The 23,617-nt window shown below is 67.3% G+C and carries 21 protein-coding genes and 1 pseudogene; 13 read left to right on the top strand and 9 right to left on the bottom strand.

Going from position 1 to position 23,617, the window contains the following annotated elements:
- The first annotated feature begins 85 nt into the window (after positions 1–85).
- The 4 genes from ACWD35_RS16635 (at position 86) to ACWD35_RS16620 (ending at position 5,210) form a co-directional block, all read left to right on the top strand.
- The gene (locus ACWD35_RS16635) at positions 86–1,894 is read left to right on the top strand and encodes an ABC transporter substrate-binding protein (protein WP_451351946.1); all 1,809 of its coding nucleotides are present in this window, start codon (positions 86–88) and stop codon (positions 1,892–1,894) included.
- 94 nt (positions 1,895–1,988) lie between these two features.
- The gene (locus tag ACWD35_RS16630; RefSeq protein ID WP_451351945.1) at positions 1,989–2,969 is read left to right on the top strand and encodes an ABC transporter permease; all 981 of its coding nucleotides are present in this window, start codon (positions 1,989–1,991) and stop codon (positions 2,967–2,969) included.
- A gap of 22 nt (positions 2,970–2,991) precedes the next feature.
- Positions 2,992–4,056: an ABC transporter ATP-binding protein gene (locus ACWD35_RS16625; protein ID WP_451351944.1), complete on the top strand. Its 1,065-nt coding sequence runs from the start codon at positions 2,992–2,994 to the stop codon at positions 4,054–4,056.
- 32 nt (positions 4,057–4,088) lie between these two features.
- Positions 4,089–5,210: an ABC transporter ATP-binding protein gene (locus ACWD35_RS16620; RefSeq protein WP_451351943.1), complete on the top strand. Its 1,122-nt coding sequence runs from the start codon at positions 4,089–4,091 to the stop codon at positions 5,208–5,210.
- A gap of 53 nt (positions 5,211–5,263) precedes the next feature.
- Here ACWD35_RS16620 and ACWD35_RS16615 read toward each other — a convergent pair whose 3' ends face one another.
- Together ACWD35_RS16615 and ACWD35_RS16610 are read right to left on the bottom strand one after the other, a co-directional pair.
- Positions 5,264–6,007, bottom strand: coding sequence for a class I SAM-dependent methyltransferase (locus ACWD35_RS16615; RefSeq protein ID WP_451351942.1), 744 nt, complete (start codon positions 6,005–6,007; stop codon positions 5,264–5,266).
- A 123-nt stretch (positions 6,008–6,130) separates the two neighbouring features.
- Positions 6,131–6,796, bottom strand: coding sequence for a TetR/AcrR family transcriptional regulator C-terminal domain-containing protein (locus ACWD35_RS16610; protein WP_451351941.1), 666 nt, complete (start codon positions 6,794–6,796; stop codon positions 6,131–6,133).
- A 125-nt stretch (positions 6,797–6,921) separates the two neighbouring features.
- On the opposite strand from ACWD35_RS16610, the gene ACWD35_RS16605 reads away from it, so the two are divergent.
- Positions 6,922–7,374 (top strand): ester cyclase, encoded by a 453-nt coding sequence (locus ACWD35_RS16605; RefSeq protein ID WP_451351940.1) that lies wholly within the window; start codon positions 6,922–6,924, stop codon positions 7,372–7,374.
- A 60-nt stretch (positions 7,375–7,434) separates the two neighbouring features.
- Here the strand turns inward: ACWD35_RS16605 and ACWD35_RS16600 are convergent, their stop codons facing one another.
- Entirely contained in the window at positions 7,435–7,656 is a 222-nt protein-coding gene (locus ACWD35_RS16600) for a DUF397 domain-containing protein (protein ID WP_451351939.1), read from the bottom strand.
- Between the two features lie 2 nt (positions 7,657–7,658).
- On the bottom strand, positions 7,659–8,510 hold the full coding sequence (locus tag ACWD35_RS16595) for a helix-turn-helix domain-containing protein (protein ID WP_451351938.1): 852 nt from the start codon (positions 8,508–8,510) through the stop codon (positions 7,659–7,661).
- A 202-nt stretch (positions 8,511–8,712) separates the two neighbouring features.
- On the opposite strand from ACWD35_RS16595, the gene ACWD35_RS16590 reads away from it, so the two are divergent.
- The 3 genes and pseudogenes from ACWD35_RS16590 to ACWD35_RS16580 form a co-directional block, all read left to right on the top strand.
- Positions 8,713–9,117 carry an ATP-binding protein gene (locus ACWD35_RS16590; protein ID WP_451351937.1) on the top strand — a complete coding sequence of 135 codons (405 nt, stop codon included), beginning with the start codon at positions 8,713–8,715 and terminating at the stop codon, positions 9,115–9,117.
- A gap of 33 nt (positions 9,118–9,150) precedes the next feature.
- Positions 9,151–10,059 (top strand): hypothetical protein, encoded by a 909-nt coding sequence (locus tag ACWD35_RS16585; RefSeq protein WP_451351936.1) that lies wholly within the window; start codon positions 9,151–9,153, stop codon positions 10,057–10,059.
- 574 nt (positions 10,060–10,633) lie between these two features.
- Positions 10,634–11,026, top strand: a pseudogene (locus ACWD35_RS16580) (hypothetical protein); the annotation flags it as partial.
- 138 nt (positions 11,027–11,164) lie between these two features.
- Here the strand turns inward: ACWD35_RS16580 and ACWD35_RS16575 are convergent.
- The 5 genes from ACWD35_RS16575 to ACWD35_RS16555 all read right to left on the bottom strand — a co-directional run bounded on the left by ACWD35_RS16575 (position 11,165) and on the right by ACWD35_RS16555 (position 17,286).
- Positions 11,165–12,208, bottom strand: a complete 1,044-nt coding sequence (locus ACWD35_RS16575; RefSeq protein ID WP_451351935.1) for an ABC transporter ATP-binding protein — start codon at positions 12,206–12,208, stop codon at positions 11,165–11,167.
- A gap of 26 nt (positions 12,209–12,234) precedes the next feature.
- Positions 12,235–13,269, bottom strand: a complete 1,035-nt coding sequence (locus ACWD35_RS16570; RefSeq protein ID WP_451351934.1) for an ABC transporter ATP-binding protein — start codon at positions 13,267–13,269, stop codon at positions 12,235–12,237.
- 51 nt (positions 13,270–13,320) lie between these two features.
- The gene (locus tag ACWD35_RS16565) at positions 13,321–14,301 is read right to left on the bottom strand and encodes an ABC transporter permease (RefSeq protein WP_451351933.1); all 981 of its coding nucleotides are present in this window, start codon (positions 14,299–14,301) and stop codon (positions 13,321–13,323) included.
- A 119-nt stretch (positions 14,302–14,420) separates the two neighbouring features.
- Complete coding sequence (locus ACWD35_RS16560) at positions 14,421–16,181, bottom strand: ABC transporter substrate-binding protein (protein WP_451351932.1); 1,761 nt, start codon at positions 16,179–16,181, stop codon at positions 14,421–14,423.
- A 79-nt stretch (positions 16,182–16,260) separates the two neighbouring features.
- Entirely contained in the window at positions 16,261–17,286 is a 1,026-nt protein-coding gene (locus tag ACWD35_RS16555) for an ABC transporter permease (RefSeq protein WP_451351931.1), read from the bottom strand.
- Positions 17,287–17,757: 471 nt separating this feature from the next.
- Here ACWD35_RS16555 and ACWD35_RS16550 point away from each other — a divergent pair, with 471 nt between their 5' ends.
- The 5 genes from ACWD35_RS16550 (at position 17,758) to ACWD35_RS16530 (ending at position 23,513) form a co-directional block, all read left to right on the top strand.
- Positions 17,758–19,392 carry a peptide ABC transporter substrate-binding protein gene (locus tag ACWD35_RS16550; RefSeq protein ID WP_451351930.1) on the top strand — a complete coding sequence of 545 codons (1,635 nt, stop codon included), beginning with the start codon at positions 17,758–17,760 and terminating at the stop codon, positions 19,390–19,392.
- Between the two features lie 6 nt (positions 19,393–19,398).
- The gene (locus ACWD35_RS16545) at positions 19,399–20,322 is read left to right on the top strand and encodes an ABC transporter permease (RefSeq protein ID WP_451351929.1); all 924 of its coding nucleotides are present in this window, start codon (positions 19,399–19,401) and stop codon (positions 20,320–20,322) included.
- Positions 20,315–21,298, top strand: a complete 984-nt coding sequence (locus ACWD35_RS16540) for an ABC transporter permease (protein ID WP_451351928.1) — start codon at positions 20,315–20,317, stop codon at positions 21,296–21,298. Before ACWD35_RS16545 ends, ACWD35_RS16540 begins: the two co-directional genes overlap by 8 nt.
- A gap of 153 nt (positions 21,299–21,451) precedes the next feature.
- Positions 21,452–22,426: an ABC transporter ATP-binding protein gene (locus ACWD35_RS16535; RefSeq protein ID WP_451351927.1), complete on the top strand. Its 975-nt coding sequence runs from the start codon at positions 21,452–21,454 to the stop codon at positions 22,424–22,426.
- Positions 22,419–23,513: an ABC transporter ATP-binding protein gene (locus ACWD35_RS16530; protein ID WP_451351926.1), complete on the top strand. Its 1,095-nt coding sequence runs from the start codon at positions 22,419–22,421 to the stop codon at positions 23,511–23,513. The genes ACWD35_RS16535 and ACWD35_RS16530 overlap by 8 nt, the downstream gene beginning before the upstream one ends.
- Positions 23,514–23,617: the final 104 nt, after the last annotated feature.

The raw sequence follows: 23,617 nt of genomic DNA, 5'->3' as shown, positions 1-23,617 counted from the left end.
ACTGCACGGAAAACAGGGGCAGTTCTTCCGCACTGGTGACACTTCGATCGCACTGGTGACACACAGATGGGTGGGAATCTTCGTGATGAGTAGGGGCGGACGCCACGTCTACGGCGCACTCTCCATGCTCGCGGCCGGAGCTCTTGTGCTCACCGGTTGCAGCAAGGGCGGCAGCGACAGCGGCGGCGACACCAAGAAGGACAAGCAGAACGCCAAGCGGCAGCAGGCGTCCATCAAGTTCGGTGACGCCGCCGACTCCACGGGCCCAGCGCCGGACGTGCCCGGCGCCAAGCCCGGCGGGACGATGGAAGTACTCCAGCGCGACAGCTACGCCCACCTCGACCCGGCACAGATCTACGTCTCCGACGAGGGCTCGCTCGCGACCCTGCTCCACAGAGGCCTCACCGGGTACAAGGCCACCACCAACGACGGCAGCGGCCACGAGGTGGTCGGCGACCTCGCCACCGACTCCGGCACCACCACCGACGGCGGCATGACCTGGAAGTACACCCTCAAGGACGGCATCAAGTTCCAGGACGGATCCCCGATCACGTCCAAGGACGTCCGGCACACCATCGAGCGGCTCTTCGCGCCGTTCATCAACCAGGGCCCCACCTACGTCCAGCAGTGGCTGGCCGACACCCCGGGCGCCAAGTACCGCAGCCTCCTCAAGGGCGGCCCGTACAAGGGCAAGCACCTGCCCAACTCCGTCCTGGAGACCCCGGACGACAAAACGATCATCTTCCACTTCAAGAAGGCGCGCCCCGACCTGCCGTACGCGCTGGCCATGGCGGGCTACGCCGTCGTCTCCCAGAAGGGCGACACCAAGGAGCGCTACGACAAGGCGCCGCTGGTGACCGGACCGTACAAGGTCCAGTCGTTCAAGTCCGGCAAGTCCATGGTGCTGGTGAAGAACCCCAACTGGGACCCGAAGACGGACCCGATCCGCCACCAGTACGTGGACCAGTTCAACTTCACCTTCAACCAGCAGTTCGAGACGTCCACCAAGGCGCTCCTCGCCGACACCGGCGCGGACCAGACCGGCATCAGCTTCAACAACCAGGTCGACGCGGGCAACCTGTCCCAGGTGCTGCGCGACCCGAAGATGAAGTCCCGCACGGTCTCCGGCTACCAGCCGTACGTGGGCCAGATGAACATCAACATGAGCCACCCGGCCATGCAGGACAAGAACGTCCGCGAGGCCATCGCCTACGCCCTGCCGATCACCCCGTTCGTGCGCGCCTACGGCGGCACCGACGCCATGGAGGTCGCCGGCGGTCTGATCTCCCCGACCGTCTCCGGCTACAACGCCGCCTTCGACCCGTGGGGCAAGAAGAAGAACCCCGCCGGTGACCCGGCCAAGGCCAAGGCCATGCTGCAGAAGGCCGGCAAGCTCGGCATGAAGCTGACCTTCGGCTACATCAACACCCCCGAGGGCCAGCAGTACTCCACCGCCATGGCCGCGGGCCTGAAGAAGGCCGGCTTCAACGTCCAGCGCCAGGAGATCCCGGCCGAGACCTACTACGACCAGGTCTCCAAGCTGAACAACAACTACGACATCTTCCACACCGCGTGGGGTGCCGACTGGCCGTCCTCCTCGACCGTGATCCCGCCGCTGTACGACGGCCGGGTCATCGCCGACGGCGCGCAGAACTACTCGCAGGTCAACGACCCGAAGGTCAACAGCGGGATCGACCGCGTCAACACGATCACCGACCCGGTCAAGTCCGCGGCCGAATGGGAGAAGCTCGACGAGTACCTGGTCAAGGACGTCGTCAACGTCGTCCCGACCGCGTACTACAAGCAGACGCAGATCGCCGGTTCCCGGGTCGGCGGCCTCGTCTACGACGACGTGATCGGCGGCGTCGACCCGCGCCGTCTCTTCATCAAGTAACCGTCCCCGTCCGGTACCCGGCGTGTCCGCCCGCCTTACGGGGCGGCGCGCCGGGTACCGTCCGGACCGTCGACGTCAAAGGCTGCCACCTGCCATGCTGCGCTTCCTCGTCCGCCGGACCCTCGGTGCCGTCGTCATCCTCTTCCTGCTGAGCATCGTCGCGTTCCTGCTCTTCTTCGGGGTGCCCCGGGACCCGGCGCTGCTCATGTGCGGCAAGACCTGCAACCCGGACAGCATCGCCAACATCCACCATGTGCTCGGCCTCGACAAGTCGATCCCCGAGCAGTACTGGATCTTCCTGCACAACCTCGTCGTGGGGAGCAACGACTTCGCCCAGGGCCCCTGCCCCGCCCCCTGTTTCGGGTACTCGTACCACACCAACGAACAGGTGTGGAGCACGCTGATGGACCGTCTGCCGACCACCGTCTCGCTCACCCTGGGCGGCGCGGTGTGCTTCCTGATCATCGGCCTCGGCACCGGACTGCTCGCCGCCTGGCGGCGCGGCACGCTGATCGACAAGGCGGCCACGGCAGGCGCCATGGTGATCAGCTCCATGCAGATCTACTTCCTGGGCCCGCTGGCCCTGGCCGTCCTCGTCTACCAGACCCACTGGTTCGACAAACCGGCCTACAACGAGTTCACCCACGACCCCGTCACCTGGTTCACCGGCCTGATCCTCCCCTGGGTCGTCCTCTCCACGATCTTCGCCGCGCAGTACACCCGTATGTCGCGCTCGTCGATGATCGAACAGCTCCAGGAGGAACACGTCCGCACCGCCCGCGCCAAGGGCATGTCCCGGCGGTACGTCTTCTTCCGCTACGCCTGGCGCGGTTCGCTGATCCCGATCGTCACCATCTTCGGCATCGACCTCGGCTCCCTGCTCGGCGGCGCCATCATCACCGAGTACACCTTCGGCCTGCCGGGCATCGGCCAACTCGCCGTCCAGTCCGTCTTCTTCAGCGATCTCCCGCTGCTGCTCGGCGTGATGCTGTTCTCCGCCACCATGATCCTGCTCTTCAACATCATCGTCGACGCCGCCTACGCGTTCATCGACCCGCGCGTGCGGCTGGCCTAGGCCGGGTAATAGGAGAACTGCCTTGACCACATTGACCAAGGAGGCCGGTGCTCCCGTCCCGGCCGGTACGGGTCCGCTGCTGTCGGTGCGGGACCTGCACGTCAGCTTCAGGACCGAGGACGGCGTCGTACGGGCCGTGGACGGCCTCTCCTTCGACGTGGAGCGCGGCAAGACCCTGGGCATCGTGGGGGAGTCGGGCTCGGGCAAGTCGGTGACCAACCTGACCATCCTCGGCCTGCACAACCCGATGTTCGCGACGGTCGAGGGCGAAATCCTCCTGGACGGCCAGGAGTTGACGACCGCCCGCGAGTCCGAGCTGGAGAAGCTGCGCGGCAACAAGGTCGCCATGATCTTCCAGGACCCGCTCACCGCGCTCTCCCCGTACTACACCGTCGGCCGCCAGATCGCCGAGCCGTACATGAAGCACAACCGCGCCTCCAAGAAGGAGGCCTGGGAGCGCGCGGTGGAGATGCTCGGCAAGGTCGGCATCCCCAACCCCAGGGAGCGGGCGCGGGACTACCCGCACCAGTTCTCCGGCGGTATGCGGCAGCGCGCGATGATCGCCATGGCCCTGGTCTGCGACCCGGACCTGCTGATCGCCGACGAACCGACGACGGCCCTGGACGTGACGGTCCAGGCGCAGATCCTGGATCTGCTCAAGGACCTGCAACAGGAGTTCGGCTCGGGCATCGTCTTCATCACCCACGACCTGGGGGTGATCGCCGACATGGCCGACGACATCATGGTGATGTACGCGGGCAGCGCGGTGGAACGGGGCACGGTGAACGAGGTGCTGCGGGCGCCCCAACACCCGTACACCTGGGGCCTGTTGAACTCGATGCCGCGCCTCGACTCCGACCTCGGCGCCCCGCTGGCCCCGATCCCGGGCACCCCGCCCTCGCTGCTCACCCCGCCGTCCGGCTGCCGTTTCCACCCGCGCTGCACCTTCCAGAACAGGGTGGAGGGCAGGGGCCGCTGCGTGAACGACCGCCCGCTGCTGGCCCCCGACCGGGCCTCGGCCTGCCATCTCACCACCGAGCAGAAGCGGGCCATCTTCATCGAGGAGATCAGGCCCCGGCTGGGCTAGGTCGCCATAGGTCTTTATAGGAGGAGTCCGTCATGAAAGAGGACCTGGTCCTCCCGGTCCCCCGGGAGCAGGCCGCCGGCTCGGACGGGGAGCCGCTGCTGGAGGTCTCCGGGCTGACCAAGCACTTCCCGGTCAAGGGCGGCTTCCCGATCCGCCGCACGGTCGGCCATGTCCAGGCCGTGGACGGCATCGACCTGACCGTGCACGCCGGCGAGAGCTTCGGTCTGGTGGGGGAGTCGGGCTGCGGCAAGTCGACCACGGGCCGGCTGATCACCCGCCTGCTGGAGCCCACGGCCGGTTCGATCACGTACCGCGGCCGGGACATCAGCCATGCCACGCGCAAGCAGCTGGCGCCCATCCGCTCCGAGATCCAGATGATCTTCCAGGACCCGTACTCGTCCCTGAACCCCCGCCAGACGGTGGGCAAGATCATCTCGGGCCCGATGGAGATCAACGCGATCGAACCGGAGGGCGGCAGGGAGAAGCGAGTCCGCGAGCTGCTGGAGATCGTCGGCCTCAACCCCGAGCACTACAACCGCTTCCCGCACGAGTTCTCCGGCGGCCAGCGCCAACGCATCGGCGTGGCAAGGGCGTTGGCGCTGGAGCCGAAGCTGATCGTGGCCGACGAGCCGGTGTCGGCCCTGGACGTCTCGATCCAGGCCCAGGTGGTGAACCTGCTCCAGCAGGTGCAGCGGGAGCTGGGCATCGCGTTCCTGTTCATCGCCCACGACCTGGCGGTGGTCCGCCACTTCTCGCAGCGCGTGGCGGTGATGTACCTGGGCAAGATCATCGAGGTGGGCGACCGCAAGTCCATTTACACCCGCCCCCGCCACCCCTACACCCACGCCCTGCTCTCCGCCGTCCCCGAGGTGAACCTCACGGACGACGACGCACCGGCGCGCGAGCGCATCCGCCTGGCCGGTGACGTCCCGTCCCCGATCAACCCGCCCTCCGGCTGCCGCTTCCGCACCCGCTGCTGGAAGGCGGCGGAGAAGTGCGCGACGGAGGCCCCGCCGCTCAACCAGCTGTCCGGCAACCATGTCGGTCACCTGACGGCCTGCCACTTCCCGGAGGACCCGACGACGGAGGCCCGGGACGAGGACATCGTGCTGGACCCGGCGCTGGCGGCACTGGAGGAGTCCTCGGACGACTAGGGTCTTTCGTTTGGATCAGCCCGGCGTGATCCAAACGAGAGGCCCTAGGGGGACTAGGAGGCCACCGCGGCGACGGTGATGATCTCCGGGCTGGCGGGGGTGAGCGGCCCCCGCCCCCAGTCGCCGTACTGCTCCACGACGGTCAGCCCGGCCTCGGCGAGGAAGCCCTCCAGTGTCTCCGCGTCCAGGAAGCGCAGGACACTGTGGCTGACCCGCGGGGCCGGCCAGCCGTCGCCCTCGAAGGTCTCGGTGAAGCGCACCCGGCCGCCGTACGGGCCGTCGCCCTGGACCTCGTGCCACACCCGGACCGGAGTGCCGTCGGCGTCGGTGATCTCGTGGACCCGCTCCGGGGTCCAGCTCTCCCAGGCGCGGGCGGCGGGGTTGCGCGTCTCGAACGCGAACCGTCCCCCGCCGGCGAGCGCCGCACGCACCGCCCGCAGACAGCCGCGGATCTGCTCGTCCGTGACCAGCGCCTGGAAGGCGTGCCCGGTCATGACGGCGAGCTCGAACTCCCCCCGCCAGTCCCGCACCCGGGTGTCCCCGAGCACCCACTCAACCTCCGGGGCGGCCCGCCGGGCCTGCACGAGCATGGCGGCAGCGGGATCGAGCCCCACCAGCCGGCCCTCATGCCCCTCGGCCCACGCCTGCCGCAGCAACCGCCCGGTGCCACAGCCGATGTCCAGTACGGAGGGGGCCTGCCTCACCAGGCCGAGGTAGAAGTCGTCACACGCTGCCCAGGGATTGAGGCGGTCGTACAGCGTTGCGAGCGAGAGATCGGCGTACGAGTGATCTACCACCGAGGCAGTCTGACACGATTCTGATCACCGTGTCAGGGGCATCGTCACTTCTTGAACTGCTCGCCATGTCAGGGGCGTTGAACGTCCGAGCTTAAGCGTTGGTGACGGCCGGCGACCAGGGGTTCAGCTCGTGCGCAGTTCGTCGAACCCGAGCAGCATCGCATCGACAGCGAAGGCGAAGCGCTCCTTGTCGTCCACGCCTGCTCCGTCGCGCGCGGCCCTGGCGATGAGCGGATAGCGCTCCGCCTCCAACTCGGCCAGCCAGCCCGTGCCGCCCGACTCGCGCGCGTCCACGACAAGCTGCGCTTCCATGACGGCGTGCCCGATCGCAAAGACCGACAGCGCGTTGAGGGCGTGCAACGCACGACCGAGTGGAAAGCCGTTGTCCGTCAGCATGCGCAGGCATGCCTCGATGTCGTCGAGCGTCGCCTGGGTGACCGCAGGGCGGGAGGCGGCGAGCGGGAGGATGGCCGGGTGCCGTAGCAGACCCTCGCGCAGTGCCTTCGCGTACTCACGCAGTGCCTCCTGCCAGTCGGCGGCCCCGTCCATCGCCGGTGCGGCAGCTCTGAACACCTGCTCCACCAGTCCGTCGAGCAAGGCGTCCTTGTTCGGGACGTAGTGATAGAGCGTCATCGCCTCGACATCGAGCTGCTGGCCGAGTGAACGCATGGTCAGGGCCTTGAGCCCCTTGCGGTCCACCAGGTCCAGTGCCGCGTCAAGGATTTGCTGCCGGCTCAGTCCTGCGCGCTCGCCACGTCCGCGCCGTGCACCCGGTTTCTCGGTCGTCATGCTTCGCCCTTTCTCTGCACCCCCGAGCGGTTGACTTTCTTACAAGGTAAGGCAAGAATCGACCCCCAGTGAAACTTACATTGTAAGAATGAATCCGAGTCGCTCCCGACACTGCAGGAGTAGAGATGTCCTCCGTCACCGCCATCAGCAGCACCAAGCAGGTCGTCCATGGCTTCATCGCCGCGCTCAACGACAGCTCGAGCCAGGACTGGGTGCAGTACCTCGCGCCGGATGTGATCGACCACAACAAGATCATCTTTGGTGAGGAGGAGGCACCGGGCGCTGCGATAGAGGGCTTCCGGCAGCAGCTCGCCGCGTTCAGCACCGAGCACCCGGACGACGGCTTCCGCGCGGAACAGCTCATCGCCGAGGATGACGAGGTCGTGGCACGGCTTCGGGTGCGCGGCGTCCACACCGGATACCACCCCCGGATGCCCGAGCCGACCGGCCGGCGTTGTGACGTCGAGCAGATCTGGATCTTCACCGTACGCGCAGGCAGGATCGCCGAGATCCGTGCCGTGAGCGACCGTCTCGGAATGTTCCTCCAGCTCGGCTGGGCTTGGCCGAGCGAGGACTGAAGGAGCGGCACGGTTCCAGGTGGGCCTCCCTCGCCAGGCCGAGGCAGAAGCTGTTACCCGTCAGCCGTGCAACCTGGCCGAGTCGCCGACCGAGGAGTGCGGCTTCTTCAGCGCTTCGATGAAGGGGGTGAAGGCTGTGGTGGGGAAGGCAAGGGTTGCTCTGGCGGGGGCCTTTGAGTCGCGGATGGCTATGTGGGTGTCCAGGTCGGCGACTTCGACGCAGGCGTCGCCCTGGTCGCCCCCGGAAAAGGAGGACTTCCGCCAGGTGTTGGAGGCCAGCATGCTCACAGCTCCTTCGACAGCCCGTGGATGAAGTCACGCGAACGGTCGGGGTCGAGTGACACTGCCTCCACCCTACGGAATCGGGTTCGATACCGATCGAGCTGGGCTTCGGCATCGATGAACACCGGACCGCCTGGGCCGTCACGAACCACGGTGTCCAGCTTGGGGACAGGGCCGCCCGCGTACACCATCGCACTTCCCGCCCCGCCGAAGCCGTCGAGGTCGAAGGGGATGACGCGTACGGTGACGTGGTCCACTCCGGAGATTTCCAGGATGCGGGTGAGCTGGGCCCGTGCCGTGGGCCGGTCGCCGACCCTGATGCGCAGGGCCGCCTCGTGGATCACCGCCTCGTACGGGACCGGGTCCGGGCGCTCTATGATGACCCTGCGCTTCATCCGGTGATCGACCCACCGCTCGACATCGACCTGGGGAAACTCCGGGTTCACGTACGAGAAGAGGGACCGAGCGTAATCCGGAGTCTGAAGAAGCCCCGGGACATGCAGGAACTCAACGTCCCAGCGGAAGTGGGCGTGGTGCTCCAGCTCGGGCAGATCCATGAACGGCGTGGGCAATTGCTCCCGGTACTCCTCCCACCAGCCCTGTGTCCGGTCGGCGGCGATGGTGACCAGTCCGTCGATGAACTCATGTTCCAGGCAGGCGTAGTTGGCCGCCATGCGACGCAGTCGCTGCTCGCTCACTCCTGAAGTGCCGGCCTCGATCTGGCTGATCTGAACGGAGTTCACGCCGAGCAGCGCAGCTGCCTCACGGGAGCTGAGTCCGGCGGCCTCGCGGAGCCTACGCAGTTCCACGGCCAGCCGCATCTGACGCGCTGTGGGCTCACGCTTGGTCCCCATCTGCCGCTCCTTGGTTCAACCTGCCTGTTCATGCGACTCGTTCGGGCTCAGATTACGGGATCGACTTGCCCGCCCTTAATTCTAAGGTCTACCGTCGGTGACGTAGCGCACACGCAGCGGAAGCGCACCGCTCCGCCATGTCATGACGGCTGCGGCAATGCCACCGCGTGCGAAATTCCCTCCCTCTGAACGGAGTTGACGCATGCCCGAAACCTGGGACTACACGCTCTACGTTCCCAACGATCTGAGAGCGGTGACGATCTGCCGTCGGACGCTGCGTCTGATCCTGACGATGCACGGGTTGATCGGGCTGGCGGACACTGCGGAGCTGCTGGCGGCGGAGTTGGTGTCGAACGCGGTGCGGCACACGAAGGGGCCGGCGGCGCTCAGGGTCAGGCGCAATCCGGAGGGGGTGGTGTGGATCGGGGCGTGGGACACGGATCCGGAGCCGCCCGAGCCGCCGGGGCCGTTGGAGCAGGCCGTAGATCTGGAGGAGGGGCGGGGTCTGGGGCTGGTGGCGGCGTGTGCGGAGTACTGGGGGTGGCAGCCGTCGGCTCGGTTCGGGAACCGGGGGAAATACGTCTGGTGCGAACTTGTGGCGGCGTAGCTCGTTGATCACGTCGTACGGAAAGGAGAGCTGATGGTCGGCTCGTCGCATGAGGCGTTGCACCGGATCTTCCAGAAGGACCCGGCGCTGCTGACGAGGGCGTTACAGCGGGTGCTGGACGTGCCGTTTCCGGAGCCTCGGGAGATCGCGGCGCTGAACGTGGACCTCACCGAGATCGAACCGGTGGAGCGGCGTGTGGACACGCTGCTGCGGGCGGAGACGGACGAGGGGACGTATCTCCTCGTGGTCGAATCACAGGGGAAGGCGGACGAACGCAAGCGGGGGAGCTGGCCGTACTACCTCTCCTACCTGTACGAGAAGTACCGCTGCGAGCCGGTGCTCATCGTCATCACCCAGAGCAGTGCCACGGCGCGGTGGGCATCACGGCCCATCCGGTTCGGCCTCCCGGGCTGGGAGTCGTTGACGGTGCGTCCGCTGGTGCTGGGCCCGGACAACGTGCCGGTGATCGCGGACGAGCGGCAGGCGGAGCGAGACGTACCTCTTGCGGTGCTCTCGGCCATGACACACGGGCGTGGACCGCAGGCGGTCGCCATACTGGAGTCGCTGGCTTCCGCCCTGCGGACCATCGACCCGGACAGTGCCGCGGTCTTCGTGCAGTTCATCGACTCGTGCCTGGCCGATCCCCAGGCGAAGCAGATGTGGAGGGACTTGATGACGGCGATCCAGTACTTCTGGCGACACCCCCTCGCTGAACAGGTACGCGAAGAAGGCCGGGAACAGGGCCTCGAACAGGGCCTCGAACAGGGCCGTATCCAAGACCGCCGCGAGATGACTCTCCGCATTCTTGAGTGGCGCGGCATCCCAGTGCCTGCCGATGTCCGTGAGCGGGTGGAGGCCTGCACGGACCTGGACCAGCTGGAGGTCTGGGCACAGCGAGCGGTGCACGCCACGGACGCGGCGGAGCTGTTCGCCGGGGAGTGAGTGAGCGGGGTTGGGAGCGTGGCCGTAGGGGCCGCCCGCTTCTCGGCAGTGTCGTGCTTCCGCGAGGCGAGTTCAAGGGCGCTCCCGTTCCGCTGCGCTCCACTCCCGCGTCGCCTGGCGGCGATGGCCCTTCGGGCCACCCTTGACACGCCTCGCTCCAGCACGGGGAAGAAGCGAGCGGGCGGCCGGGGGAGCAGTGGGCGGCTTGGCTTTGTCGGCCCCTGGGTGGATTGCGTTCGTGCCGTTGGCTGAGGGGCGCGGTCGCGTCTCGTTTGCACGCCGGGTGGGTTTGGCGTCTTGCGGCCGGTGGGCTGGGGGTGATGGCCGACGGGGAAGCGGCAAGTGGAAGATTTGGGCCAGGTGGGTCTGGAAAGACCGCAGGTCAGGCGGGTGGCTGTGGTTTTCGGGTGGAACAGATCTGCCAATCACCACCCTCGTGTGACGGGAGAGGCTTACGACGCAGCCTCTTTGGGCGGCACCGGCCGTGTCCGCGGACGGGCTGCGGACGGCACTTTCAGCCCGGTTTCGCCCTGGCCTGCGGTACAGATGAGGCGTGTCGTGAAGAGCCGTTCCGGCGTCCGCCCTTCGGACCATCGACCCCGACAGTGCCGCGGTCTTCGTGCAGTTCATCGACTCGTGCCTGGCCGACCCCCAGGCGAAGCAGATGTGGAGGGACTTGATGACGGCGATCCAGTACTTCTGGCGACACCCGCTGGCCGAACAGGTACGCGAGGAGGGGCGCGAGCAGGGCCTGGAACAGGGGTTGGAGCAGGGTCTGGAACAGGGCCGGGCCGAGGCGAAGGCCGAGATGACCCTCCGCATCCTGGAATGGCGCGGCATCGAGGTGCCCGAAGCCGTTCGCGAACGGGTGGAGGCCTGCACGGAGCTCGACCAGCTGGAGGCCTGGGCCCAGCGCGCGGTGCACGCCACGGACGCAGCGGAGCTGTTCGCCGACGAGGTCTCCTGAAAGCTGCCCCACCAGATGGCGAAGGCCCGCGCCTCGGGAGGTGCGGGCCTTCTTCCCCTGGAGCGGACGTTCAGGGCTCGGGTCAATGGGCCGGAGAAAGTCCGTTCCGCAGGCGGCGGCTGACGGAAAAGGGGTGTGTCAGGCCGCCGTCTTGGGGTCCTTGGAGAGACGGGGGGCCGGAACGGTGTCCGCCGTCTCCGGGTAGTGGCAGGCGGTGAGGTGGCCGGGCTTGTTGCCCTCCACCTGGACGAGCGGCGGGGCCTCCGTGGCGCACTTCTCCGTCGCCTTCCAGCAGCGGGTGCGGAAGCGGCAGCCGGAGGGCGGGTTGATCGGGGACGGCACGTCGCCGGTCAGGCGGATGCGCTCACGCTGCTCCCCGTCCACCGTGGCCTCGGGCACGGCGGAGAGCAGGGCCCGGGTGTAGGGGTGGCGCGGGTTGCCGTAGAGGTCCTCGCGGTCGGCGATCTCCACGATCTTGCCCAGGTACATGACCGCGACGCGATGCGAGAAGTGCCGCACGATCGCGAGGTCGTGGGCGATGAACACGAACGCGATGCCGAGTTCCTTCTGGACCTCCTGGAGGAGGTTGACGACCTGCGCCTGGATCGAGACGTCCAGGGCCGAGACCGGCTCGTCCGCCACGATCAGCTTCGGGTTCAGGGCGAGTGCGCGGGCCACGCCGATGCGCTGCCGCTGGCCACCCGAGAACTCGTGCGGGAAGCGGTTGTAGTGCTCGGGGTTCAGGCCGACGATCTCCAGGAGTTCGCGGACGCGCTTCTCGCGGCCACCCTCCGGGTTGATGTCGTTGATCTCCATCGGGCCCGAGATGATCTTGCCGACCGTGTGCCGCGGGTTCAGCGAGGCGTACGGGTCCTGGAAGATCATCTGGATCTCGGACCGGATCGGCGCCAGCTGCTTGCGGTTGGCGTGCGTGATGTCCTGGCCGCGGTACTTGACCGAACCGGCCGTGGGCTCCAGCAGGCGGGTGATGAGCCGGCCCGTGGTCGACTTGCCACAGCCGGACTCGCCGACCAGGCCGAGGCTCTCGCCCTCGGAGACCTGGAAGTCGAGACCGTCGACGGCCTGGACGGCACCGACCGTACGGCGGATCGGGAACCCGCCCTTGATCGGGAAGTGCTTCGTCAGCCCGGAGACGTCCAGGAGGGGAGTGGTGCTGCTCATGGTGGTGAAATCCCGTCTCTTGTACGTCAGTGCTTGCCGGCGACCGCGTCGGCGAGGAACTCGGCGCGCTGCTCGTCGGTCAGGTGGCAGGCGTTGCCGCGTCCGTCCTCGATCTGCAGCACCGGGCGCTCCTTGGAGCACTTGCCGCCCTCGACCTTCTCGGCGAAGGCGCAGCGCGGGTGGAAGCGGCAGCCGGACGGCGGGTTCAGCAGCGAGGGCGGCGAGCCCGGGATCGGGTTCAGCGGCACGTCGACCGGGCCCTCCAGGCTCGGCATGGAGCCCAGCAGACCGTAGGTGTACGGGTGCTGCGGGGTGCGCAGCACCTCCTCCTTCGGGCCGCGCTCCACGCACCGGCCGCCGTACATCACCAGCACGTCGTCGGCGATGTCCGCGATCACACCCAGGTCGTGGGTGATGAAGATGATCGAGGTGCCGAACTCCTGCTGGAGGTCCTTGAGCAGGTCCATGATCTGGGCCTGGACGGTCACGTCGAGCGCCGTCGTCGGCTCGTCCGCGATCAGCAGCTTCGGGTCGCAGACCAGGGCCATGGCGATCATCGCGCGCTGGCGCATACCGCCGGAGAACTCGTGCGGGTAGTTGTCCACCCGGCTGTCCGGCTGCGGGATGCCCACCCGCTTCAGCATCTCGATCGCCCGCTCCCGGGCCTCCTTCTTGGAGGCGCCGGTGTGCTTGCGGTACACCTCGCCGATCTGCTGGCCGATGGTGTGGTACGGCGACAGCGAGGCCAGGGCGTCCTGGAAGATCATCGCCATCTTGTTGCCGCGCAGCTTCTCGAGCGTCCGCTCCGACGCGCCGTTCAGCTCTTCGCCGTCCAGCTCGATCGAGCCCTCGACCTTGGTGCTGTCGGGGTTGTGCAGGCCCAGGATGGTCAGGTTGGTGACCGACTTTCCGGACCCGGACTCACCCACGATGCCAAGCGTCTTGCCGCGTGCGAGGTCGAAGGACAGACCGTCGACGGCCTTGACGATGCCGTCCTCGGTCGAGAAGTGCACCTTCAGATCCTTGATGGACAGGAAGGGCTGCGAATCGGTGCTCGTCACGGGGACGCTCCAGAGGGGGTGATGCGGGGTAGCTGGTGGGGGCGAGCGGGGTCAGGCGAGCCGGATCCGCGGGTCGATCAGGGCGTAGACGGCGTCGACGATGATGTTGGCGATCACCACGAAGGCCGCGGTGATGATCATGACGCCGAGGAGCATCGGGAGGTCGTTGTTCAGCACCGACTTCACGGACAGCATGCCGAGGCCCTGGAGGCTGAAGGTCTTCTCGGTGATCATCGCGCCACCGAGCAGGACACCCAGGTCGATACCGAAGATGGTGACGATCGGGCCCATAGCGCCGCGCCAGGCGAAGCGGAAGAAGACGTTGCGGCTGGACAGGCCCTTGGCGCGGGCGGTGCGGACGTAGTCCTCGCTCAGCGTCTCGACCAGCTGGGAGCGGGTCATACGGGTGTAGTTGGCGGTCCAGATCAGCGCCAGGACCAGCCAGGGCACGAGCAGCCCGTTGAACCAGGCAGCCGGGTCGTCGCTGAAGGGTGTGTACGTGGGCTGGTCCAGCAGCTGCCACTGGTACACGAGGAAGTACAGGGCGACCGGGCCGACGAAGTAGATCTGCATCGACGAGGCGATCAGCGAGGAGGAGCTGGCGATCTTGTCGACGGCCTTGCCCTGCTTCACGGCGGCGAGCATGCCGGTGCCGATACCGAAGATGAGGAAGACGACCGCGGAGCCGATGGCGAGGGAGGCCGTGAGCGGGAAGCGGTCCAGGACCGTCGCGAGGACGGGCTCGCGGTTGATGAACGAGTAGCCCAGGCACGGGGCGTTGCAGTGGCCGAAGCCGGCGTAGTCGCGGCCCACGAAGATGGCCGACAGCCAGTGCCAGTACTGGACCGGCAGCGGGTCCGAGATTCCCATGTTGTGCCGGATGACCTCGAGCGTGTCCGGCGTGCAGACCTTGCCGCAGGCGATCCGGGCCGGATCGCGCGGCACCGCGTAGAAGAGCATGAACGTGATCGCGCTGATGATCAGCAGCGTGATCGCGGCGCCGAGGAGTCGGCGGGCGAGGAAGCGAAGCATGGGGGTTGGCTTTCCTGGGAGGGCCGTCGTGCGGAACGGGCCGGGCCGGGGTGACCGGAGGCCCGGTGGACGAGCCGAGGGTGGGGCGGCAGGTCGCCGCCCCACCTCTCAGGGATGGATCAGGCCTTGACGTACATCTTGTAGAGCATGCAACCGTCGAAGTTCGGGTCCATCTTCACGTTGCCGAGCTTCGAGCCGTGGATGTACAGGCGCTTCATGTACACGTCCGGGATGAAGGAGCCCAGCTCGGTGACCTGCTTGTCCAGAGCGGCCCACATCTCGTTGGCCTTGTTCTGGTCCGTCTCCGCCGTGGCGGCCTTGATGGCAGCGTCGACGTCGGCGTTCTTCAGGTGGCAGTAGTTGGTGCCCTCGTCGCGGACCTGGTCGCCCTCGAACAGCGGCTGGAAGACCGAGTAACCGGTCGGCCAGTCGGCGGACCAGCCGCCCCAGTAGACGTCGTACTGGTTGTCGATCTTGCCGACCTGGTCGTACCAGGTGGTGGAGTCGATGCCCTTGGTGACGACCTCGAAGCCCGCCGCCTTCAGGGCGTTCTCGACGATGACCTTGATCTTGGCCTGGGTCGGGTCGTTCTGGTACGCGTAGACGACCTTGGTGCCGAGCTTGCCGGCCTTCTTCAGGATCGCCTTCGCCGCCGCCGGGTCGCCGGCGGGCTTCGCCAGCTTGCCCCAGACGTCCTGCGCCTTGTAGCCGGCGACCAGCGGGCTCATGATGCCGGTCGCGTAGTCACCGCGGTGCGAGCCACCCTGCAGCTGGCGGATGCCGGCGGTCGGCCAGGCACGGATGATGGCCTCGCGGACCTTGATGTCCGTGATGCGGGTCTGGTTGATCCAGTAGACGCTGGTGCCGCTGCTCAGGTCCTCGAAGAGGCGGTCCTTGGCCTTGGCGGTGGCCTGCATGACCTTCTCCTGCGGAACCGTGCGCCAGGAGACCGCGTACTGGTCGGGGCCGACGTCGGCGATCAGACGGTCGGCGGCGGTGGCCGCCTCGATGCCGAAGGTGAAGTCGAACTCGTCCGGGTAGGCGTTGCGGATCGGGTCCGTGTTCGCGTCCCAGTGCTCGTTGCGGACCAGGACCATCGACTTGTCGGTGGTGTGCGACTTGACCTTGTAAGGACCGTTGGAGAACGGCTTCTTGTCGTAGTCCTGCTTGGTGTCGTGCTTCACCGGGTTCGGCGCGTAAGAGTGCATCGCGAGGACGTAGTTGAAGTCCGGACGCGCCTCGGAGAGGTGGAAGGTGATGGTCTTCCCACTCATCACGATCGACTTCAGGTGCTTGCCCTTGAACGGACCCGCGTAGGACTTGCGGGGCTCGGTCGAGCCCGTCAGCCATCCCTGGACGTAGCTGGCGCCCTCGGTGGTGAAGTTGGCGAAGCCGCGCTCGATGCCGTGGCGGACGTCGTCGACGGTGACGTCGGAGCCGTCCTCCCACTTGACGCCGTCCTTCAGGGTGAAGGACCAGGTCTTGCCGGCGTCCTTCATGGTGCCCGTGTCGGTGGCGAGGTCGCCGACCAGGGTCATGGAGCCGTCGTCGGCGACCTTGTAACCGGTCAGGGTGCGGGAGAGGACGATCGCGGCCAGCGAGTTCCAGGCGTAGTAGACGCGCTGCGGGTCGAGGTGCGAGAAGTCGTCGTCGTTCAGCAGGGAGACCTTGCCGCCCTTCTTAGCGCCGGTGACCTCCGGAGCCGGGCCCTTGGAGTCCTCCGCCGTGCCGATCTTGACGGAGGTCGTGTGAGCCTTGGCCGCTTCCTGCTTGCCGGTCTTGTTGCCGCTGGAGCTGCCGCTGCTGCACGCGGTCAGCACGGAGCTGGAGGCCGCGGCAACGCCGGTGGCTATCAGGAAGTTTCTGCGCGAGAAGGACATCGCATCCTGCCTTGAAGTGAGTTGATGAGAGAGATCCGGCACCCCGGCGTACTTGCCGTGGTCCTGAAGAGGGCCGGAGTCAGCGCTTGGTCTTCGGGTCGAGCGCGTCGCGCACCGAGTCACCGAGGAGGTTGAAGGCCAGTACGAAGGCCACCATCGTGATGCCGGGGAAGCACAGGAAGGTGATGTCGTTCTGGTAGAACTGGGCGGCGTACCCGATCATGACGCCCCAGTCGGGGGTCGGGTCCTGGACGCCGACACCGAGGTAGGCGAGACCCGCCTCCGTGGTGACCATCAGCGGCAGCAAGAGGGTGCCCTGGATGAGGATCGGCGTCCACAGGTTGGGCAGCAGTTCCTTGAAGATGATGCGTGCCGGAGACGCACCCGTGACCTTCGCCGCCTCGACGAACTCCCGCTCGCGCAGGGCCAGTACCTGGCCGCGCAGCAGTCGGGCGATGGAGGCCCAGCCGAAGCCGGTCAGCAGGATGATCAGGGAGGTCACGACGAGCCAGGTGGGCGTGTTCTCGTTGGACGGCACCAGCAGGTTGATCACCACCGGCGTGAAGGCCACGAAGAACAGCTGCTGCGGGAAGGCGAGCAGGATGTCGATGACCCGGCCGAGGAGCCAGTCCGTCTTGCCGCCCACGTAGCCGGCGGTGACACCGATGACCACACCGACGATCATGACGAGGATCGTGATCGCGGTGGAGATCAGCAGCGAGTTGCGGATTCCGTACAGCAGGAACGTGAAGACGTCACGGCCGAGCTGCGGGTCGAGGCCGAACCAGTAGTCGCCGGAGATACCGCCGTTGGCCCCTATCGGGAGGCCGTCGTCACCTATCAGGCCGTTGTTCATGCCGTAGGTGGTGTACGGGTCCTTGCCGTACAGCTTCGCGATGAGCGGCGCTGCCAGCGCGATCACGAAGAAGGCGATCACGATGATCGCCGAGATCACGCCCGTGCGGTCCCGCTTGAAGCGGCGCCAAGCCAGCTGTCCCGGGGACCTGCTCTCGTTGCCCTTCGAGTCGGGAGAAGAGGTCGTCTTCTCGGCGGTCTCGTCGGTCACCTCAAGCGGGGCAGCCGCAGATGGAGTTGGGGGGGTCATGGTGCTCCTGGCCCAAGGGAGGGTCTGATGACTCCGCAGGGCGCTCCCCTACGGGCTACGCCGGACTTTTTCAACGCAATTCATTCAAGGTCAATAAATTCTCGGTCGGCTTGGTTCGCTCTTTACCTTCTTTGCCTTTACTTGGCCATTCCGTATCTACGCAGGTAGCGCTCCGTAATAGATTCGTGCTTCACATCGGACTAAATGGGCGAATCGGTCAAGGAGTTCGATATGCGGACGCTGGTGTGTCGACATGCGTACATCGACATGACCGAATCCAACGTTTCGGCATCGTTACGCGGAGATCTATTGCGCATCAGACGCAAGATCACCAAGGCGCGCCCGGACGGCTGCCCGCATTCGGATGACGTGTCCCTCTAAAGGCCCCCCAATCGGGCTGCGAGCATGCGTGATGTCTCCTGTGCCCGGATATTGACCGGTAACGGATCAATAATCATGAGGAGGCACGCCATGCGGGGAATCACGCACGCCCGATGGGCCGCCGGCGCGGTGGCGGTGGCGCTCGCCGCCACGGGCTGCGGGGGCGGGGGTGGCGGCGGCGGTGGTGGGGGGAAAGGCGGCGCGGTGCTCAGTTCCTCCTGGGGCGACCCGCAGAACCCGCTGGAGCCGTCCAACACCAACGAGGTGCAGGGCGGCAAGGTCCTCGACATGATCTTCCGGGGGCTGAAGAGGTACGACCCGAAGACCGGCAAGGCCGAGGACATGCTCGCCGAGTCCATCGCCACCCAGGACTCGCAGAACTTCACCGTCAAGCTCAAGGCCGGCTGGACCTTCTCCAACGGCGAGAAGGTCACCGCCAAGTCCTTCGTGGACGCCTGGAACTACGGGGCGAGCCTGAAGAACAACCAGAAGAACGCCTACTTCTTCGGTTACATCGAGGGTTACGACAAGGTCCACCCCGACAGCGGCGCGCAGAGCGCCGACACCCTGTCCGGTCTGAAGGTCGTGGACGACCGCACCTTCACCGTCAAGCTCAACCAGAAGTTCTCCAGCTTCCCGGACACCCTCGGGTACGCCGCCTTCGCTCCGCTGCCCCGCGCCTTCTTCACCGACCACGCCGGCTGGCTGAAGAAGCCGGTGGGCGACGGGCCGTACACCATCGAGTCCTATACGAAGGGCTCGCAGATGTCCTTGAAGAAGTGGGCCGGCTACCCCGGCGACGACAAGGCGCGCAACGGCGGTGTGACCCTGAAGGTCTACACCGACAACAACACCGCCTACACGGACCTGCTGGCGGGCAACCTCGACCTCGTCGACGACGTGCCCGCGGCCCAGCTGAAGAACGTCAAGAACGACCTCGGCGACCGCTACATCAACACCCCGGCCGGCATCATCCAGACCCTCGCCTTCCCCTTCTACGACAACGCCTGGAACAAACCGGGCTCGGAGAAGGTCCGCACCGGCCTGTCCATGGCGATCAACCGGGACCAGATCACCGACACGATCTTCAACAAGACCCGCACCCCCGCCACCGACTGGACCTCCCCGGTCCTCGGCGCGGCGGGCGGCTTCAAGGACGGCCTGTGCGGCAAGGCCTGTGAGTACGACCCGGTCCGGGCCAAGAAGCTGATCCAGGAGGGCGGCGGCATCCCCGGCGGCCAGGTCAAGATCACGTACAACGCGGACACGGGCTCGCACAAGGAGTGGGTGGACGCCGTGTGCAACTCCATCAACAACGCGCTCGGCAACACCAAGGCCTGCGTCGGCAACCCCGTGGGCACCTTCGCCGACTTCCGCAACCAGATCGGGCAGCACAAGATGACGGGGCCGTTCCGGGCGGGCTGGCAGATGGACTACCCGCTCATCCAGAACTTCCTCCAGCCGCTCTACTACACCAACGCCTCCTCCAACGACGGCAAGTGGTCCAACAAGGACTTCGACAAGCTCGTCGACCAGGCCAACGCCGAGACCGACCCCGCCAAGGCCGTCGCCACCTTCCAGAAGGCCGAGGAGGTCATCCGGGACAACATGGCGTCCATCCCGCTCTGGTACCAGAACGGCAGCGCGGGCTACTCCCAGCGCCTGTCCGACGTGGCGCTCAACCCGTTCAGCGTCCCCGTCTACAACGAGATCAAGGTCAGCTGAGCCGTCATGGGGCGCTATGTCGTCCGGCGACTGCTCCAGATGATCCCGGTGTTCATCGGGTCCACCCTGCTGATCTTCCTCATGGTGAACGTGATGGGCGACCCCATCGCGGGCCTGTGCGGGGAGCGGGCGTGCGACCCGGCGACCGCCGCCCAGCTGAAGCGGGAGTTCGGCTTGGACAAGCCGGTCTGGCAGCAATACCTCACCTACATGGGGAACGTCTTCACCGGGGACTTCGGTACGGCGTTCAACGGCCAGAAGGTCACCGAGCTGATGTCCACGGCGTTCCCCGTCACCACCCGGCTGACCATCGTGGCGATCCTCTTCGAGATCGTCATCGGCATCACGCTCGGCGTCCTGACCGGCCTCAGGCGCGGGCGGCCCGTCGACTCCGGGGTGCTGCTCGCCACCCTGGTCGTGATCTCCGTACCCACCTTCGTCACCGGTCTGCTGCTCCAACTGCTGCTCGGCGTTCAGTGGGCCTGGATCAAACCGTCCGTCTCCCCGGACGCCACCTTCGACGAGCTGATCGTCCCCGGCCTGGTGCTCGCGTCCGTCTCGCTCGCCTACGTCACCCGCCTCTCCCGCACCTCCATCGCGGAGAACAAACGGTCCGACTACGTCCGTACGGCCATCGCCAAGGGCCTGCCCCGGCACCGGGTCATCACCCGGCACCTGCTGCGCAACTCGCTGATCCCCGTGGTCACCTTCATCGGCGCCGACATCGGGGCGCTGATGGGCGGCGCGATCGTCACCGAGCGGATCTTCAACATCCACGGCGTCGGCTTCCAGCTGTACCAGGGCATCCTGCGGCAGAACACCCAGACCGTCGTCGGCTTCGTGACGGTCCTCGTCCTGGTCTTCCTGGTCGCGAACCTCCTCGTCGACCTCCTGTACGCCGTACTCGACCCGAGGATCCGCTATGCCTGAACAGCAGCCGCACGACCTCGACGGCGCGATCGCCGGCACCGGCATGGGCGGCACGATGGACCTGGCGGCGAGCGAGGCGCAGACACTGGAGAAGACCCCTGGAGGCCCCGAAGGCACCGGCCCGGAGGGCAAGCCCCGCAGCCTCTGGTCCGACGCCTGGCGGGACCTGCGCCGCAACCCCGTCTTCCTGATCTCCGCCCTCGTCATCCTCTTCCTGGTCTTCATCTCCCTGTGGCCCTCGGCCATCGCCTCCGGCAGCCCCCTCAAGTGCGACCTCGCCAAGGCCCAGCAGGGCTCCCAGCCGGGCCATCCCTTCGGCTACGACGGCCAGGGCTGCGACGTGTACACGCGGACCGTGTACGGGGCCCGTACGTCCGTCACGGTGGGCGTGTGCGCCACGCTCGGCGTCTCCCTCTTCGGGTCCGCGCTGGGCGGCCTCGCGGGCTACTTCGGCGGCATCTGGGACTCCGTCCTGTCCCGGATCACCGACATCTTCTTCGCCATCCCGGTCGTCCTCGGCGGTCTCGTCCTCCTCTCCGTGGTGACCAGCAATACGGTCTGGCCGGTCATCGGGTTCATGGTGCTGCTCGGCTGGCCGCAGATCGCCCGCATCGCGCGCGGCTCGGTCATCACGGTCAAGCAGAACGACTACGTCCAGGCCGCCCGCGCCCTGGGTGCCGCCGACTCCCGCATCCTGCTGCGCCACATCGCCCCGAACGCCGTGGCCCCGGTGATCGTCGTGGCGACCATCGCGCTCGGCACCTACATCGCCCTGGAGGCGACCCTGTCCTACCTGGGCGTCGGCCTGAAGCCGCCCAGCGTCTCCTGGGGCATCGACATCTCCGCGGCCTCCCCCTACATCCGCAACGCCCCGCACGCCCTGCTCTGGCCCTCAGGAGCCCTGGGCATCACGGTCCTGGCCTTCATCATGCTGGGCGACGCGGTCCGCGACGCTCTCGACCCGAAGCTGAGGTGAGGGGTCGTGCTGCTCGAAGTGCGGTGTGGGAGGCGGGGGTCGGTCCGGGCGCTGCCGGGGCCCTCGGGCAGGCCGGCGGTCACGGTGCCGCCCTTCGTCATCCGCGGCGACGCGGTCCGCGACGCTCTCGACCCGAAGGTGAGGTGAGGGGTCGTGCTGCTCGAAGTGCGGGATCTGCATGTGGAGTTCCGGACTCGGGACGGGGTCGCCAAGGCCGTCAACGGGGTGTCGTACGCCGTGGACGCGGGGGAGACCCTTGCCGTGCTCGGGGAGTCGGGTTCCGGGAAGTCGGTGACCGCGCAGGCCGTGATGGGGATCCTCGACATGCCGCCCGGGAAGATCACCGGGGGCGAGATTCTGTTCCGGGGGCAGGACCTGCTCCGGCTGAAGGAAGAGGAGCGGCGGAAGATCCGGGGCGCCGGGATGGCGATGATCTTCCAGGACGCGCTGTCGGCCCTCAACCCCGTGCTGTCCGTCGGTGACCAGCTCGGCGAGATGTTCGTCGTGCACCGGGGGCTGTCGAAGAAGGACGCCCGGGGCAAGGCCGTCGAGCTGATGGAGCGGGTGCGCATCCCGGGCGCCGCCCAGCGGGTCCGGGACTATCCCCACCAGTTCTCCGGCGGCATGCGCCAGCGCATCATGATCGCCATGGCGCTGGCGCTGGAGCCGGCCCTCATCATCGCCGACGAGCCCACCACCGCCCTCGACGTCACCGTCCAGGCCCAGGTCATGGACCTGCTCGCCGAGTTGCAGCGCGAGTACCACATGGGCCTGATCCTGATCACGCACGACCTGGGTGTCGTGGCGGACGTCGCCGACCGGATCGCCGTGATGTACGCAGGGCGGATCGTCGAGTCGGCCCCCGTCCACGACATCTACAAGGCGCCGGCCCACCCCTACACCCGCGGCCTGCTGGACTCCATCCCGCGCCTGGACCAGAAGGGGCAGGAGCTGTACGCCATCAAGGGCCTGCCGCCGAACCTCATGAACATCCCGCCCGGCTGCGCCTTCCACCCGCGCTGCCCGATGGCCCAGGACGTGTGCCGCACCGACGAGCCCCCGCTGTACGCGGTCTCCGAAGAGCGGGGCAGCGCCTGCCACTTCTGGAGGGAGTGCCTGCATGGCTGAGCCCATCCTGGAGGTCACCGGCCTCGTCAAGCACTACCCGCTGATGCGGGGCATCCTGTTCAAGAAGCAGGTCGGCTCCGTGAAGGCCGTGGACGGCGTCGACTTCACCCTCGGCAAGGGCGAAACCCTGGGCATCGTGGGCGAGTCGGGCTGCGGCAAGTCCACGGTCGCCAAGTTGCTGTGCAACCTGGAGCGCCCGACCGCCGGTTCCATCAAGTTCAAGGGCGAGGACATCACCAGGCTGTCCGGCCGGGCCCTGAAAGCGGTGCGCCGCAACATCCAGATGGTCTTCCAGGACCCGTACACCTCCCTCAACCCCCGTATGACGGTGGGCGACATCATCGGGGAGCCGTACGACATCCACCCCGAGGTGGCACCGAAGGGCGACCGCCGCCGAAGGGTGCGCGAGCTGCTGGACGTGGTCGGGCTCAACCCCGAGTACATCAACCGCTACCCGCACCAGTTCTCCGGCGGCCAGCGCCAGCGCATCGGCATCGCCCGGGGGCTGGCGCTCCGCCCGGAGATCATCGTCGCGGACGAGCCGGTGTCCGCCCTGGACGTCTCGGTGCAGGCCCAGGTGATCAACCTCCTGGACCGGCTCCAGTCGGAGTTCGACCTGTCGTACATCTTCATCGCGCACGACCTGTCGATCGTCCGGCACATCTCGGACCGGGTCGGCGTGATGTACCTGGGCCGGATCGTGGAGATCGGCAAGGACGCCGAGATCTACGACCACCCCACGCACCCCTACACCCAGGCCCTGCTGTCCGCGGTGCCGGTCCCCGACCCCGAGGCGCGCGAGCGCCGCGAGCGGATCATCCTGACCGGGGACGTGCCGTCCCCCACCAACGTCCCCTCCGGCTGCCGCTTCCGCACCCGCTGCTGGAAGGCCCAGGAGCGGTGCGCGCTGGAGGACCCGGTGCTGGCGGTCCCCGAGGAGTTCCGCGGGGCTGCGGGCCCGGCGGTCCACGACTCGGCCTGCTTCTTCGCGGAGGAGCGGACGGTCGTACCGCCGGAGGAGCCGCCCGCGAACGGGAACAGGAACGGGAACGGGAACGGGAGAGACAACGGGAACGGGCCGGGGTGACAGGGCGTCCCCCGGCCCGTTGACGGCACCCGCACGGCCGTACGCTGATCAGTGTCGCGCGTCCGTATATCGGTGCCGCTTCCACGAAGTTGCCTGAGTGTTAA

This window comes from Streptomyces sp. NPDC002671 (genome assembly GCF_053592475.1).
This window is presented reverse-complemented; position numbering and strand designations above follow the sequence as displayed.

Bases quoted from the DNA above. Each gene is read 5' to 3' on its own strand.
- ACWD35_RS16635 (WP_451351946.1), top strand. From the start codon at position 86: ATGAGTAGGGGCGGACGCCACGTCTACGGCGCACTCTCCATGCTCGCG.
- ACWD35_RS16630 (WP_451351945.1), top strand. From the start codon at position 1,989: ATGCTGCGCTTCCTCGTCCGCCGGACCCTCGGTGCCGTCGTCATCCTC.
- ACWD35_RS16620 (WP_451351943.1), top strand. From the start codon at position 4,089: ATGAAAGAGGACCTGGTCCTCCCGGTCCCCCGGGAGCAGGCCGCCGGC.
- ACWD35_RS16610 (WP_451351941.1), bottom strand. From the start codon at position 6,796: ATGACGACCGAGAAACCGGGTGCACGGCGCGGACGTGGCGAGCGCGCA.
- ACWD35_RS16605 (WP_451351940.1), top strand. From the start codon at position 6,922: ATGTCCTCCGTCACCGCCATCAGCAGCACCAAGCAGGTCGTCCATGGC.
- ACWD35_RS16600 (WP_451351939.1), bottom strand. From the start codon at position 7,656: ATGCTGGCCTCCAACACCTGGCGGAAGTCCTCCTTTTCCGGGGGCGAC.
- ACWD35_RS16595 (WP_451351938.1), bottom strand. From the start codon at position 8,510: ATGGGGACCAAGCGTGAGCCCACAGCGCGTCAGATGCGGCTGGCCGTG.
- ACWD35_RS16590 (WP_451351937.1), top strand. From the start codon at position 8,713: ATGCCCGAAACCTGGGACTACACGCTCTACGTTCCCAACGATCTGAGA.
- ACWD35_RS16585 (WP_451351936.1), top strand. From the start codon at position 9,151: ATGGTCGGCTCGTCGCATGAGGCGTTGCACCGGATCTTCCAGAAGGAC.
- ACWD35_RS16575 (WP_451351935.1), bottom strand. From the start codon at position 12,208: ATGAGCAGCACCACTCCCCTCCTGGACGTCTCCGGGCTGACGAAGCAC.
- ACWD35_RS16565 (WP_451351933.1), bottom strand. From the start codon at position 14,301: ATGCTTCGCTTCCTCGCCCGCCGACTCCTCGGCGCCGCGATCACGCTG.
- ACWD35_RS16560 (WP_451351932.1), bottom strand. From the start codon at position 16,181: ATGTCCTTCTCGCGCAGAAACTTCCTGATAGCCACCGGCGTTGCCGCG.
- ACWD35_RS16555 (WP_451351931.1), bottom strand. From the start codon at position 17,286: ATGACCCCCCCAACTCCATCTGCGGCTGCCCCGCTTGAGGTGACCGAC.
- ACWD35_RS16550 (WP_451351930.1), top strand. From the start codon at position 17,758: ATGCGGGGAATCACGCACGCCCGATGGGCCGCCGGCGCGGTGGCGGTG.
- ACWD35_RS16545 (WP_451351929.1), top strand. From the start codon at position 19,399: ATGGGGCGCTATGTCGTCCGGCGACTGCTCCAGATGATCCCGGTGTTC.
- ACWD35_RS16540 (WP_451351928.1), top strand. From the start codon at position 20,315: ATGCCTGAACAGCAGCCGCACGACCTCGACGGCGCGATCGCCGGCACC.
- ACWD35_RS16530 (WP_451351926.1), top strand. From the start codon at position 22,419: ATGGCTGAGCCCATCCTGGAGGTCACCGGCCTCGTCAAGCACTACCCG.